This is a genomic window from Nocardia sp. NPDC060249, assembly GCF_042728755.1.
Taxonomy (GTDB): Bacteria; Actinomycetota; Actinomycetes; order Mycobacteriales; family Mycobacteriaceae; genus Nocardia.
The window spans coordinates 1,627,909-1,642,072 of sequence record NZ_JBHXAQ010000001.1 but is presented as its reverse complement, the minus strand read 5'-3'; the positions used below and the strand labels follow the sequence as shown (position 1 = coordinate 1,642,072).

The following is a 14,164-nucleotide window of genomic DNA, read 5'->3' as shown; positions in this document are numbered from 1 at the left end:
CGCACCATCGCTGAGACTCCAGGAGGTGCGCGATGGTTCGCAGAGGTGAACACGCAGTGGTACTCGGCGCGAGCATGGCAGGTCTGCTCGCCGCCCGAGTGCTGTCCGATTCCTACGACCGGGTCACCGTGGTGGAACGAGACCGCCTCGACGGCGGGGACACGACGCGTCGCGGGGTACCGCAGGGCAAGCACGTGCACGCGTTGCTGCCCAGCGGATCCCAGGCACTCGAGCGGCTGTTTCCCGGCCTGCTCGACGAGCTCGTCGGCGCAGGCACGAAGGTGATCGAGGACTACACCGACTTCTATTTCTCGATCGCGGGCCACCGGCTCTCGCCCGCGGTCGAACCGGAGGTCGCGACCTATCTGCCGACCAGGCCGCATCTGGAAGGCCGAGTGCGCGACCGTGTTCGGGTGCTGCCGAACGTGCGGTTCGCCGGCGGCAACGATGTGGTCGGCCTGGTCGCCGACGAAGCCGGGATCACCGGCGTCAGGATCATCTCCCGTACGGCGGGCAGCGCCGAGGAGGTGCTGCCCGCCGATCTCGTCGTCGACGCCATGGGCCGTGGCACCCGCACACCGGCCTGGCTGGCCGAGCTCGGCTACGAAATGCCCACCGAGGACCGGGTTTCCGTCCACATCGGGTACTCGAGTGTGGCGCTGCGGCTGCGCCCGGGCAGCGAACCGGAGACCCTGGTGCTGATCGGACCCGCCCCCGACCGGCCGATCGGGATGGCGTTGTTCGCGACCGAGGACGACACCTGGTTGTTCACCGCGACCGGGTATCGGGACCATCACCCCGGCACGAGTTTCGGCGAACTGGTCGAGTTCGTGGCGCCGTTCGCGCCACCGCACGTGCTCGACGCGTTGCGCGCCGCGCAGCCGTTGTCCCCCGTGTCGACCTACCGGTACGACGCCAACCGCCGTCGCCGCTACGACCGGGTCAGCCGTTTCCCACGGGGACTGATCGCGCTCGGTGACGCGCTGTGCGGCTTCAATCCCATCTACGCCCAAGGCATGTCGGTGGCCGCATTGCAGGCCATGGCCTTGCGCGAGTGCCTGCGCACCGGCGGCGACGACATGGAACGGCGGTACTTCCGCGACTCCGCGGTACCGGTGGACGTCGCCTGGCAGCTCGCCGTCGGCGCCGACCTGACGCAACCGCTGGTGGAGGGGACCCGGACCCTCCGGATCCGGCTGGTCAACGCCTACGTCCGCCGGCTGCTCGAAGTGGGCAGACACGACCCCGTGGTCGCCGCGCGGTTCCTGCGGGTCTCGGCCTTGCTCGACCCGCCCGCGTGGCTGCTCCGGCCGGGTACCCTCGCGCGGGTATCGGTCGGGATGCGCAGACGCGACTCGGTGGCGCCACCACCGCGGGTGCTCGCCCGGTGACGATCGCCAGCGGGCACCGTCGATGAACGGAACTGACAGACATGACTGACGACGCGAGGACCGTCGCCGACCGGCTCCGATCGGCACGCAGGCGGCGGTTCGTCGGGCGGGCGGGCGAAGTGGAACTGTTCCGTGCGGCGCTCGACGCGGACGAACCACCGTTCACGGTGCTGTTCCTGCACGGGCCGGGCGGCATCGGCAAGTCCGCGCTGCTGACCGAAATGGTCGAACTCGCCGAACTCGCGGGCGCGACGACGACACGGGTCGACGGACGCACGGTCGAGCCGTCGCCGGAGTCGTTGCGCGCCGTGCTGGGCCCCGGCATGTCCTCGGTCGTGTTCATCGACACGTTCGAACGTCTCGCGCCGCTGGAGGATTGGCTGCGCGAGACATTTCTGCCCACCTTGGCGACGAATGTCCTCGTCGTGATCGCCGGCCGTCATCCGCCTGCCCGGTCGTGGTCGGACGACCCCGGTTGGCGGGATCTGTTGCGCACGATCTCCTTGCGCAACCTCGCACCCGACGACGCCCGCGCCTACCTGCGGGTCGCCGAGGTGCCCGACGAGAAGCACGAACGGATGCTGGCGCTCACCCACGGCCACCCGCTGGCGCTGTCGCTACTGGTCGACGTGCTCGCCCAGACCGCGGGCGAGCTGCCCGCCGCACTGGTCGAGGCTCCCGACGCGGTGCGCGCCCTGCTCGCGCGGTTCGTCGATTCGGTGCCGAGCAAACGTCACCGGGCCGCACTGGAGGTGTGCGCGCACGTCCGGTTCACCACCGAGGCGCTGCTGCGGGCCGCGCTGGGCGAATCCGACTGCGCGGACGTGTTCGAGTGGCTGTGCGAGCTGGCGATCATCGAGCCGGGGCCGCTCGGGCTCGCGCCGCACGAGATCGCCCGCGACGTTCTCGACGCCGACTTGCGCTGGCGTGATCCGGAGTCCTACCTCGACGTGCATCGCCGCGTACGCGCGCACCTCATCGAGGTGCTCGACGCCACCGCGCAGCAGAATCGGTGGCCGGTGGCCGATCTCGTCTTCCTGCACCGCCACAACCCGTCGATCTCGGCGTACTGGGACTGGTCGACGTTCGGCCGGGCCTTCCCCGACCGCTACCGCGCGGAGTACCGGGAGTCCATCCTGGCGATGACGAAGCGGCACCAGGGCCCCGAGCAGGCCGAGTTGGTGGACTTCTGGCTGGCTCGTCAGCCCGAACAGTTCGTCGTGGTCCGAGCCTCCGGCAGCGCGCCGATCGGCTACTTCTGCCGGCTGGCCCTGCACGACGCGACCGAGGCCGAGCTGGCCGCCGACCCCGGCACCCACGCCATGTGGGACTACGCGACCAGGTACGGCAGGCCACGACCCGGCGAGCCGGTGCACGCGGGACGGTTCCTCGTCGACGCGGAACTCAACCAGCTCGCGTCACCGACCATCAATGTGGTGACGGCGTGCTCGACCCAGTTCTGGTTGTCGCGCCCGGATCTGACGTGGGACTTCATCGGCGCGTTCGAGGCCTCCGACGCCTGGGAACCCTTCATGGCCCACATCAATTTCCATCGTGCCCACGATGCCGAATACGAGGTCGGCGGCCGCCGGTACGCGGTGTACGCCCACGACTGGCGGCGGGTGGGCATTCCCGAATGGCTCGACCTGACCAGTGATCGCGTCGTCGGCGGGGTCTCCGCGCGACCAGCGCGGCCCGCACCCGAACTCGTTCTGTCCCAGCCCGAATTCGCCGACGCTGTCCGTTGCGCGTTGCGCGGGATGGGGCGTGGCGGCGGCCTCGAACGCAATCCGCTGCTGCGCTCGAAGGTGGTCGCCGACCGGCCGGGCCCAGCCACCGGTGCCGCACTGCGCGATCTACTCGTTACGATCGTCGAGTCGGTGCGTGAGGACGCACGCGGCGAGAAGCTCTACCGCGTCCTCGACCGCACCTACCTGCGCCCGGCACCCACCCAGGAACGGGCCGCCGAACTACTCGGGCTGCCGTTCTCGACCTACCGCCGCCACCTCACGCAAGGCATCGAGCGGGTGATCGCCGAGATGTGGCACATCGAGCTCTACGGAACCCGCCGATGATGCGCAACTTCATCCCCCACGGGTGATTCGGCGCGGCGCCATCCGTCCTACGGTCCGGTACCGGGAGCCCCGGATCCGCTCGGAAAGGACGTTGGCGATGACGCAGGTCGAAAGCGCTCGATGGTCGGAGTTCGCGGGAATCGAGCCCGACGGGAACTACCTGTCCGACGACGACCGTCAGCGACTGCTGGAGGAGTACTTCTTCCAGCGGGCCGTGCAGGTCTATTTGCAGGCACTCCCGATCGTGAACGTCATCGCCCTGCGCGACGGGTCCCACGGCCGCTGGGGCGGCGGCTACAACGTGCTGCCGATCTGGAAGCAGCGGATGGACTCCGCCTGCCGGGTACCGACGCCGAATGCCGACGTCATCTACGCGATGAGCTATCTCGACCTCGCTGCCGACGGACCGCTGGTGATCGCGGCGCCGCCCGGCATCCTGGGCATGCTCACCGACTTCTGGCAGCACGCCCTCTCCGATGTCGGCCTGGCCGGGCCCGACCAGGGCAAAGGCGGACAGTATCTGCTGGTGCCGCCCGGCTACGACGGTCCGCCGCTGCCCGGGGGCTACCACGTGCTGCACTCACCCACCTACAACGTCTTCCTGTTCTGGCGCGCGTTTCTGACCAGCGGCGACGAGGGCCCCGAGACCGCGACCGGTGTGGCGGCGCTGGAACAGACCGTTATCCATCCCCTGTACCAGTCCAATCCCGCCACCTGGAAACCGATGCAGTTCCCCGACGCCTCGGGCGAACGGGTCGACATGCTGTTCCCCCGCGACGCCGGCTTCTTCGACCTCCTCGCGGGGTTCGTCGACTACGAACCGGTCGACGCGATTGACCTGCGATTGCGCGGGATGATGGCCTCCATCGGCATCAGAAAGGGCGAGCCGTTCGAACCCGATGCGCGGCACCGCGAGATCCTCGACGCCGCGGCCCGCCTCGCTCCCCAGCTGGCGGTGGCACTGAGCACCACACCCGACAGCTACCCCGGCCGCCGGTATTACACCGGCGCCGAGAAACGCCACTGGCTCAACGGGTTCCCCGATGTCGACGAGAACTTCAACGCCGGCACCTACCTCAGCCTCGACCACCAGGCCACCTTCTTCACCGTCGCCTACTCCGCCAGCCCGGCGATGGCGCTCAACATCATCGGCGGCGGCGCGAAGTACCCCTCCACTTTCTGGGATGCCGACGGCGAGTACCTGACCGGCGCCAATCACTACCGCTTGCGTCTGCCCCCGAACCCGCCCGCACGCCTGTTCTGGGCCGTCACCCTCTACAACCCGGTCGACGGCACCATGATCACCGTCGACGGTCACCCGATCCCCTCGGTGAACTCCCTCGACAAGCGCGTCACGGCCAACGCCGATGGCTCCTACGACATCTACACCGGCCCGTCCAAACCTGCCGATTCCACTGATGCCAACTGGATCCCGACCAACCCGGACGAGGGATTCCTGCTCACCCTGCGCCTGTACGGACCCACCCGAGCCTTCTTCGACCAGACCTGGATCCCCGACGATGTGGAGCGCGTGAACCCTTGACTGCGCCGTCACTGAGACCCGGATTCGCGGTCGGTGGCAGCGCGGGGCGGCGGCTACGACTTGTCGAATCCGGCCTCGGTGAAGACCGCACGCGCCTTGTCCGAGGCGATGAACTCGACGAACGCCGCGGCAGCCGCGGAGTTGGGCGCCTTGGCCAGCGGTGCGAGCGGGTAGTCGTTGACAGCCTTGGTCGACTCGGGGAAATCGATGCCTTGGACCTTCGCACCGGCGGCGTGCACATCGGTGCGGTAGACCAGGGCCGCGTCCACCTCGCCCAAGGTCACCTTCGTCAACACGGCCTTCACGTCGGATTCACGGGTGTCGGGTTGCGGGGCGATTCCGGCGGCCTCGAAGACGGTTTTCGCCGCCGCACCGCAAGGCACCTGTTCGGCGCACAGTGCGATCTTCGGCTCGGTCTTGCCGAAGTCGGCCAGACCGGTGATGTGGCCCGGGTTCCCGGCGGGCACCGCGATCTCGAGGCGGTTGCGCACGAACGTCACCGGTTTCGCCGTGATCTCGCCGGCGTCGACGACCTGTTGCATGTTCTTGGGCGCGGCCGAGGCGAACACGTCCGCGGGTGCGCCTTGTTTGATCTGTTCGGCCAGGGCCGAGCTGGCGCCGAAGTTGTAGACCACCTTCACCCCGGGGTGCGCCGCCTCGAACTGCTTACCCAGTTCGGTGAACGTCTCGGTCAGCGAGGCGGCGGCGAACACAGTCACGGTCCCGGTGACCTCGTCCGCCGATGCGGGTTCGGTCTTCGTGTCGTTTCCGCAGCCGACCGTGGCCAGCGCCACGGTGGCGGCCGTCGCAACGCCACAGACCATGCGAGTCATCTTCAACTTCTTCAACTTTCAGCGGTTCCGGATACAACGGGATGAGGTCTGGCCGTCTCGGTCGGGCTGCACCCGATCCGGCCGCCGATTGCAGCCACGCCTCCGCAAATACGGTGATCCTTGCGAGATAATATCTGGGATGCGGCATAACGAAGCTGATCGTACTGCAACTACGAGCATTGTCACCTCGGTTCCCGCCGTTGCCTGCACGGGCTACCGGGGCAGCAGGATCAACTCGGCCAGCGGGTGAGGTTCACTCGCGGAAGATACGAGAGCCAGGGCGGTGGCGTGGGTGTACGTCTTGGCCGCCGAGGCTCCCGCCGGTGTCGATCACGCGGGATAGGTGTGGATTTCGGTGGCTTTCACCGAGGCCCACAGCTGTGCTCCGCTGTGCAGTCGTAGGTCGGCGACGGTGGCGGGGGTGACCTCGGCCAAGACCGGTGGTGCGCCGTCGAGCCGGACGCGGGTTGTGTGCGCGTGCTGTTCGAGGCCGGTGACGGTGACCTGCCAGGTGTTGCGTGGGCTGCCGCTGGGGCGTTGCGGATACAGGCTCACCGCGGTGGGAGCGAACGACACATGCACCGGGCCTTGCGCGGGTTCGGCGATGGTGAAGGCGGCGCCGTCGCCGAGATCGACCGTGGTGCCCGCGGCCGTGCCCCGATAGAGGTTGAGTCCGACCAGGTGGGCGACGTAGTCGGTGCGGGGGCGCCGCGCGACGTCGCTCGGTGCGCCCTCTTGGACGATGACGCCGTTCTCGACGATGATCAGCCGGTCGGCCAGGATCATCGCGTCGAAGGGATCGTGGGTGACCAGCACGGTGTGGCCGGGGTAGTCGCCGAGATGATGAGCCAGTTCCGAACGGACCTGCAGCCGGGTGCCCGCGTCGAGTGCGGCCAGTGGCTCATCGAGCAACAGCAGCGCGGGATCGGTCACCAGGGCACGCGCCAGCGCGACTCGCTGGGCTTGACCACCCGACAGCGCACGGGGTTTCGCGTGCAGGTGGCTGTCGAGTCCGACTCGTTCGAGCCACGCGGTGGCCTTGGTCCTGGCCGTGCTGCGGTGTTGTCCGCGAGCACGTAGTCCGAAGGCGACGTTGTCCTGAGCGCTCATATGAGCGAACAACAGATAGTCCTGGAACACGACGCCGACTTCCCGTCGTTCCGCCGGGACGAACCGGTTCGGGGGTGCGTCCCAGACGTGGTCGTCGAGAACGATCCGCCCTTCGTTCAACGGTGTGAGCCCGGCCAGTGCCCGCAGGGCGGTCGTCTTGCCCGCGCCGTTGGGCCCCAGGAGGGCGACGACCTCACCCGGTGCGACCTGGAAAGCGATGTCGAGCACGAAAGACTCACGCATGACGCGGATTTCGGCGTTCAGGGTCACAGTGTGCCTCGCGTCCACCGGTCGCGCAGTGCGACGAGCACCGCCACCGAGACCGCGAGCAGCACGACACTGAGCACGATCGCGTCCTCGGGGTCGGTTTCCAGGGCGAGATACACCGCCAGCGGCATCGTCGTTGTCGTGCCGGGGAAGCTACCGGCGAAGGTGATCGTCGCACCGAACTCGCCGAGCGCGCGGGCCCAGCACAGCACCGCACCCGCGACGACGCCGGGCATCACCGAGGGCAGAGTAACCCTGCGAAAGGTCAGCCATCGCGACGCGCCGAGCGTGGCGGCGGCTTCCTCGTAGCGGGGATCAGCGCCGCGCAGCGCACCTTCGACCGAGATCACCAGGAACGGCATCGCGACGAACGCCTCGGCCACGATCACCCCGGCGGTGGTGAACGGCAAGGAGAAGCCGGTCCATTCGTAGAGGTACTGGCCGACCAAGCCGCGCCGGCCCAGTACCAGCAGCAGCGCCACGCCGCCGACCACCGGCGGCAGCACGAGCGGCACCGTGACCAGGGCACGGACGAATCTGAGCCCAGGGACATCGCCCCGCGCGAGCAGCCACGCCAGTGGGATGCCGAGTACCAGGCACACCAGCGTCGCCGACGTGGCGCAGATCAGCGACAGCCGCAGCGCCTGCCCCACCTCGGCGCTGACCAACCGTTCCGGCAAGGTCCGCCACGGCGTGCGCCACAGCAGGCCGATCAGCGGCAGGGTCAGAAAGACCAGACCGCACACGGCGGGCACCATCAGGATCAGCGGTCGCCGCCCTCGAACGCCACGCCGTCGTGCGACCTGTGTCACGGGTTGCCGAATCCGGCCTCGGCGAAGACCGCGCGCACTGGACACGTCACGTTCGACCTCGTCAGCTTTCCGGGACTTCGACGACGACATGGGTCGATTTGACCGAGGCCACCGCAATACTGCCGACCTCGAGACCGAGCTCGTCGACGGAATCGCGACTCATCAGCGACACCAGCAGAAACGGCCCGGCCTGCATCTCGACCTGCGCCATCACGGTGTCCTTCACGATCCGCGTGACGATCCCGCGCAGACGATTGCGCGCCGAGGACGCGACCGTGACTCCCGGACCCGGTGCCTCCGCGTTGTTCTGCAGGAATTCGGCCAGCTCGCGCCCTTCTATTCCTTTGCGCCCGCTGTCGAGCTGGATCGCGGTGAGCCGGCCCTGGTCGATATGCCGACGCACGGTGTCATCACTGACACCCATCAAGGCAGCTACTTCGCTGATCCGCAGATTCGACACGAAGTGCAGCATATTCGGTGCACATGCGGAATGCGAGCGACGGATAGCGCGGCGTGCACCTGAGACCGCCACCGGCCGCGATCATCAGCGTGGTGTTCAGATGCTCGGTGCGCACCGCGCGCCCGCACCGAACTCCCGCTCGAGCGCCACTCTCAGCTCGGCTTCGGAGGCTTCAGCACGACCGAAATCGGCGCACAACGGGAGTCTGCATCGGCTGCCGATGAGTCGAAGGGTGGGCCACCGTTGGTACGCGGAACTGGACTCGCGGGTCTGGTGTGAGGCACCTGTCGGTAAAGTCGAGGCGTGGTGGATCAGCCGGCGGCGCGTGGACGTATCGACAAACGGCGTGCGATTCTCGAGGCGGCGTTCTCGGTGTTCTCCTGCCAGGGGTACGACCAGTCGAGCGTGCAGGACATCGCCGACGAGGCCGGGGTCTCGAAGCAGACGGTGTACAACCACTTCGAGGACAAGCAGCGCGTGTTCGACGAGGCGATGGCGGCGACGGCCGAATCCGTCCTGGCCGACAACCTGGCCGCGATAGAGCGTTTGCGCACGCCCGTGGCCGATCTGCGGGCGAGCCTGCACGAGGTGACGCGCGAGATCCTCGCGGTGAACTGCGAGCATCGTTCGCGCGCCCTGCGATGGCTGACCTACGCCCAGGTCGCTCGCTTTCCGCATCTGATCGAGGTCGTGCAGAACCGAACCTCCGATCGGCTCGGCCCCGCCCTGGCCGACCGGCTGGCACGACTGGTGCTGTCGGGTCAGCTGCGTCCGTGCGACCCCGATCAAGCGGCCGAACAGCTGCTGGCCATGCTCAGCGCGCCCGCCGAGGCGCGCTCGCGCATGGGAACGCGCGACGTGCCCGCCGCCGACATTCGCTTCGTCGCCGAGGGCGCCGTCGATACCTTCCTCCGCGCCTACGGTGCTTCGGCCGATCCAGGGTGAGCCGGCCGCGCGGCGACGGGTCCGGGCAGGCTCGGCGGCGGTGATCCGGCGGCCACCAGGCCCGCGACCGGCGTGACGAGTCGCCGTGCGATGAGCCAACTCCCGTCGACGAACGCGAAATCGTCCTCGACCTGGCCGATCGTGGTCCAGTCGGCCGGGCGCAGATCACCACGGTCGGCGAACTGCTGGTACCAGTGCCACACCGTCGCACGGGCTTTGAGCCGTGGAGTGTCCCCGCGCCACTCCACGACGGTCTGGCCGAGGACGTGCGCCACCCGCTGTGAGCGCGGCGCGACCTTGTCGACCATGTACCGGGTGAACTCGTCGCGGCCGTTGAAGCTGTGTGGCGCCGGGAGCCGGTATTCGATCTGCGCGTCGGGCGCGAGGCATCGGGGTGCGATGAGTTCGTACCGCCGGCTGTCGACGAGTTCGAAGAACCGGAAGAAGGTGCGGTTGATCTCCCCCTCCGCTTCCAGCCTCGCCAGGCGCTGCGCGATCGATGTCATCGCCGCTGGTCCGATGGCGTCGGGGTGAGCGTCAGCGAACCGGTGATCGTCTGCGGATTGGTCAGCAACGCCAGGATGGGGCACTGCGACTCCACGATCCGGAACAGCTCGTCGATCCGGTCGGCAGCCTCAGGGGAGGTGACGAAAACCTGGTAGCTGATGTTGTGGGGTTCGATCGGTGCGTTCTCGAAACCCGGTGTGCCTCGGCGTGGTTCGATCTCGGCCGTCACCTCGACCCGCAGTTCGTCGAGCACGATCTCGTGGCGCGCGGCGGTGATCTCGAAGATATGGGTCAGGCAACTCGACAGCACCCCCAGCTGGATCTCGGGCGATCCCGGACCCAGGTCGTACCCGGCGAACTCGGGCGGTGAATCGCTGATGATCCGGTGATCGCGAATCCTGATGCGGCGCACGCCACTGCGCCCTTCCGCGACGGTGTGCGCGCGGATCACGATCGGCTCGACCGGCGGTGTCTGCTCGGCCTTCGCCTCCAGCGCCAGCAGCGCCGCACGCTTGTGGATGAGGAACTCGCGCAGGCCGGGCAGAGGTTCGGTGAGCGCCGCGAACCCGGGCGAATCCCCGTTCCCGGTCGCGACTGCCGGATTCTGCTGGCTGTTCGTCGTCGTCACTGGTGCTTCTCCTCGGTCTCGGTGGTGGAAACGGCCGCGGGAGCGCGGTCGCCGGCGGGTACGTGTGGTGTCGCGCGACGGCTCCATTCGCCGTCGAGCGCGTGGGCGATCCGGTTGACCGACAGCACGGTCGCGACGATGACCAGACCCGGCAGGGTCGACAGCCACCAGGCGTTGGCCAGGTAGTTGCGGCCGCCGGCGATCAAGGTGCCCCACTCCGGGGCCGGGGGCGCGGCGCCGTAACCGAGAAAGCTCAGCGACGCGACCGCGAGCACCGCGGTGCCCAGTTCGAGCGTCGCGAGCACGAGTACCGGGCCGCGCGCGTTCGGCAGCACGTGCCGCACCATCACGACGTACCAGCGTGTTCCGGACGCGCGCGCGGCATCGACATAGTCGGCTTCGCTCACCCGCAGCACTTCGGCCCGCATCACCCTCGCGAAACCGGCCACCCCCGCGACGCCGACGGCGACGGCGATCTCGACGGTCCCGCGCCCGAGCGCGGTCACCAGGGCCAGCGACAGGAACAGCGCCGGAATGGACAGCACCACGTCGACGAGCCGCATCGAGACGCTCTCCACCCACCCGCGCACGAATCCGGCGAGCAACCCGATCGCCGCGCCGACGACCAAGGCCACCCCCACCGCGATGAGCGTCGCCTGCAACGACAGCGCGGTGCCGTGGATCACGCGCGTGTAGTGGTCACGGCCCAGTTCGTCGGTGCCGAACCAGTGTTGCGTGCTCGGTGGCGCGAACCGCTGCGCGGGCGTCGCGCGCAGCGGATCGCCAGAGGCGAACAGTTTCGGGACGAACGCGGCGAGCACCACGGACCCCACCACCAGGATCGACAGAATCAGACCCGGCCTGCGGAGCAGGAATCGCGCGGTCCCGGCGACGTCGAATCGGCTCGACGCGGGAGGTCTTTCGGTGGGCGGCTCGGTCACCGCAGGGGCAGCGACCGCTCCGATGATCGTCGAGGCCGTCACGCCGCACTCCTCACCCTGCTCGTCACGATCCGCGGATCGAGCAGCGGATAGATCAGGTCGACGAGCAGGTTCACCGAGACGAAGACCGCCGCGCTGAAGACGACGACACCCTGCACCACCGGAACGTCCTGCACGGTGACCGCGTCGACGACGATCCGGCCCAATCCGTTGCGGGAGAACACGATCTCGATCAGCACGGCGTTGGCCAGCAGACCGCCGACGAGCAAACCCACGACGGTGAGCGCGGGCAACGACGCGTTCTGCAGCGCGTGCCGCAGCCGGATCCTGGTCGGACCCGCGCCCTTGGCCAGGGCGGTCTGCACATAGGGCTCGTCGAGTGTCTTCGACAGGCTCTTGGCCAGCACCTGTGCCAGCAACGCCGCGGTCGGCACGGCCAGGGTGATCGTCGGCAGCACCAGGCCACGCCATCCGTCGTTGCCGAACGCCGGGAACACCGGCACCCGGAACGACAGCACCTGGATCAGCATCAACCCGATCCAGAACGTCGGAATCGAGATGGCCAGCGAGGGCAGCGACAGCAGCAACTGCTGGAGCCAGCGGCTCACCCGGTAGGTGGCCAGGGTGGCCACCGTCGCGCCGAGGACGACCGCCAGTACCAGCGCCGGGACGGTCAGCTGCAGAGTCTGCGGCAGCGCCTCGGCGATGAGCGCCCCCACCGGTTCACCGCTGGCGAAGGACGCGCCGAAGTCGCCGCGCAGCGCATCCGCGAGATGATGCGCGTACTGGGTGAGCAGCGGCTCGTCGAAGCCGTACTCGGCACGCCGACGGTCCAGTTCCGCGGGATCGACCGTCGTCGCCGCTCCCGACGCGCCCGCCACGGCGTCCACGGAGTCTCCCGGCAGGGCGAACAGGAGCAGGAACGACACCGTGTAGGCCGCCCACAGCACCGCCACCGCCTGTGCTGTTCGACGGAAAACGAACTGCCACACGACTGTTCAGCTCTTCCAGGTGTCGTGCAGGTGGACGTCACCCGCACCGGCGAACCGCAGATCGTGGACGGCGGTGCGGACGCCGAGCACCGACTGCTGGTCGACGATCGGCACCACATAGGCGTTGGCGACGATCAGTTCCTGGATCCGCGCGACGATCCGGTTGCGGGCCACCGGATCCAGCGTCGCGGCCTGCTGATCGAGCAACCCTTCCAGCTCGGTCGGCGGGACGCGGTAGGCGTTGCGCAGTTTGGTGGAGTAGAGCGTGCGCAGCGCATCCGGATCGGCGCGGCTGTAGTTGCCGCCCCAGAACAGATCGAAATCACCGGAGCGGATCAGCTCCGGGAACTGCGCGACCTGCAGCTGGTGCAGGACCAGTTCGACACCGATGTCCTTGAGCTGCTGCTGGATCAGTTCCAGCGCGGGCTGGAAGGTGGCCGCGGTGGTGAACCACACGGTCTTCAGACTCAGCCGCGTTCCGTCCTTCTCCCGCACTCCCCCGCTCCCGAGGGTCCAGCCCGCGTCGTCGAGCAGCCGCTTCGCCCGTGCGACGTCGACCGCCAGTACCGCACCGAGGTCGAGGTAACCGGGAGTGTTCTTCGCCAGCACACTCGTCGCCGGGTTCGTGCCACGGGAGAAGACGGTCTCGACGATCTGCTTGCGGTCCACGGCGATCTGGATCGCCTGGCGCACTCGGGCATCGCCGAACAGCGCCTTGCTGTTGTTGAAGCCCAGGTTGTAGCCGACGCCGGGAATCGTGTACGCCTGCACCGTGACATCGGCCCCGGCCAGCGCTGCCTCCTCGGCCTGGGCGACACGGCCGATCGCGTCGACCTGACCGGAGATCAGGCTGCCGGTGCGCACACCGGCTTCGGGTATCACCGGAAACACCAGGGTGTCGAGGTAGGCCTCGCCCGGTTTGGTCCACAGCGCCGAGCCCCAGTCGTAGCCCTGCCGCTTGGTCAGGGTGACCGACCGGTTCCTGAGGTATTCGGTGAGGACGAACGGACCCGACCCGATCACGCCGCCGCTGCACCGCTCGGCCGCAGGCCGGCTCGCGGTCGAGGGCGCGACCACACCGAGCGACGATGTCGTGGTTGCCTGCAGGAACTGCGCATTGGGCTGCGCGAAGCTCACCGCGGCGGTCCGATAGTCGACGACCGTGGTGCCCACGTAGCCTTCGAGATACGACGTCGCCTGGATCGCGAGAGCACCGAGTCCGGGTATCGCGTCGAAACTGGCCTTCACCGCCGCGGCGTCGACGGGGGTTCCGTCGCTGAATGTCGCGTGCGGTCGCAGCCGGAAGGTGAAGGTGCGCGCGTCGTCGCTGACCTGCCAGGACTCGGCCAGCCACGGAACCAGCTTCCCGGTCGAGAAATCCTGGTCCAGGAGTGAATCCACGGTCTGGCGCAGCGAATACATCGTGTCGCTGCTGCCCGCTTGGTGCGGATCGACGCATCCGGAATCGGTCCCGATCGCGAAGTTCAGGGTGCCACCGGTGCGCGGCGGCTGCGTGCTCTCGCCCGATCCGGCGCTACAGGCGGCGAGAAGCATCGACGCGGTCAACGGCACGGACAGGGACCACCACAGTCTCCGGGAGCGGAGTCGCGATGGGGGGACGGGTTTGTTCACCGGCAGGTCTTCCTCATCGAGCCACGGC

General features: G+C 68.4%; 13 protein-coding genes. 4 read left to right on the top strand and 9 right to left on the bottom strand.

Annotation, left to right across the window (positions count from 1 at the left end; translation table 11 throughout):
- Positions 1–32: 32 nt before the first annotated feature.
- The 3 genes from ACFWFP_RS07460 to ACFWFP_RS07450 all read left to right on the top strand — a co-directional run bounded on the left by ACFWFP_RS07460 (position 33) and on the right by ACFWFP_RS07450 (position 5,009).
- Positions 33–1,391 (top strand): FAD-dependent oxidoreductase, encoded by a 1,359-nt coding sequence (locus ACFWFP_RS07460; protein WP_379293685.1) that lies wholly within the window; start codon positions 33–35, stop codon positions 1,389–1,391.
- A 41-nt stretch (positions 1,392–1,432) separates the two neighbouring features.
- A complete protein-coding gene (locus tag ACFWFP_RS07455; RefSeq protein WP_379293684.1) occupies positions 1,433–3,466 on the top strand; it encodes an ATP-binding protein in 2,034 nt (677 codons plus the stop codon).
- A gap of 97 nt (positions 3,467–3,563) precedes the next feature.
- A complete protein-coding gene (locus ACFWFP_RS07450) occupies positions 3,564–5,009 on the top strand; it encodes a DUF1254 domain-containing protein (protein ID WP_379293683.1) in 1,446 nt (481 codons plus the stop codon).
- A gap of 53 nt (positions 5,010–5,062) precedes the next feature.
- Here ACFWFP_RS07450 and modA read toward each other — a convergent pair whose 3' ends face one another.
- The 4 genes from modA to ACFWFP_RS07430 form a co-directional block, all read right to left on the bottom strand.
- A complete protein-coding gene (gene modA / locus ACFWFP_RS07445; RefSeq protein WP_379293682.1) occupies positions 5,063–5,842 on the bottom strand; it encodes a molybdate ABC transporter substrate-binding protein in 780 nt (259 codons plus the stop codon).
- 330 nt (positions 5,843–6,172) lie between these two features.
- On the bottom strand, positions 6,173–7,195 hold the full coding sequence (locus ACFWFP_RS07440; protein ID WP_379293681.1) for an ABC transporter ATP-binding protein: 1,023 nt from the start codon (positions 7,193–7,195) through the stop codon (positions 6,173–6,175).
- A 23-nt stretch (positions 7,196–7,218) separates the two neighbouring features.
- Positions 7,219–8,031 carry a molybdate ABC transporter permease subunit gene (gene modB / locus ACFWFP_RS07435; RefSeq protein WP_379293680.1) on the bottom strand — a complete coding sequence of 271 codons (813 nt, stop codon included), beginning with the start codon at positions 8,029–8,031 and terminating at the stop codon, positions 7,219–7,221.
- 61 nt (positions 8,032–8,092) lie between these two features.
- Positions 8,093–8,491: a molybdopterin-binding protein gene (locus ACFWFP_RS07430; protein ID WP_379293677.1), complete on the bottom strand. Its 399-nt coding sequence runs from the start codon at positions 8,489–8,491 to the stop codon at positions 8,093–8,095.
- Between the two features lie 303 nt (positions 8,492–8,794).
- Between ACFWFP_RS07430 and ACFWFP_RS07425 the strand changes: the two genes are divergently transcribed.
- Entirely contained in the window at positions 8,795–9,436 is a 642-nt protein-coding gene (locus tag ACFWFP_RS07425) for a TetR/AcrR family transcriptional regulator (RefSeq protein WP_379293676.1), read from the top strand.
- Here the strand turns inward: ACFWFP_RS07425 and ACFWFP_RS07420 are convergent.
- Genes ACFWFP_RS07420 through ACFWFP_RS07400 form a run of 5 tightly spaced genes read right to left on the bottom strand, consistent with a single transcriptional unit; the run spans position 9,409 to position 14,076 of the window.
- On the bottom strand, positions 9,409–9,942 hold the full coding sequence (locus tag ACFWFP_RS07420; protein WP_379293675.1) for a nuclear transport factor 2 family protein: 534 nt from the start codon (positions 9,940–9,942) through the stop codon (positions 9,409–9,411). The genes ACFWFP_RS07425 and ACFWFP_RS07420 overlap by 28 nt on opposite strands.
- Positions 9,939–10,571 carry an OsmC family protein gene (locus ACFWFP_RS07415; RefSeq protein WP_379293674.1) on the bottom strand — a complete coding sequence of 211 codons (633 nt, stop codon included), beginning with the start codon at positions 10,569–10,571 and terminating at the stop codon, positions 9,939–9,941. The genes ACFWFP_RS07420 and ACFWFP_RS07415 overlap by 4 nt, the downstream gene beginning before the upstream one ends.
- Positions 10,568–11,554, bottom strand: a complete 987-nt coding sequence (locus ACFWFP_RS07410) for an ABC transporter permease (protein WP_379293673.1) — start codon at positions 11,552–11,554, stop codon at positions 10,568–10,570. Before ACFWFP_RS07410 ends, ACFWFP_RS07415 begins: the two co-directional genes overlap by 4 nt.
- Positions 11,551–12,504 (bottom strand): ABC transporter permease, encoded by a 954-nt coding sequence (locus tag ACFWFP_RS07405; protein ID WP_379293671.1) that lies wholly within the window; start codon positions 12,502–12,504, stop codon positions 11,551–11,553. Before ACFWFP_RS07405 ends, ACFWFP_RS07410 begins: the two co-directional genes overlap by 4 nt.
- 6 nt (positions 12,505–12,510) lie before the next feature.
- A complete protein-coding gene (locus ACFWFP_RS07400) occupies positions 12,511–14,076 on the bottom strand; it encodes an ABC transporter substrate-binding protein (RefSeq protein WP_379293670.1) in 1,566 nt (521 codons plus the stop codon).
- Positions 14,077–14,164 lie beyond the last annotated feature (88 nt).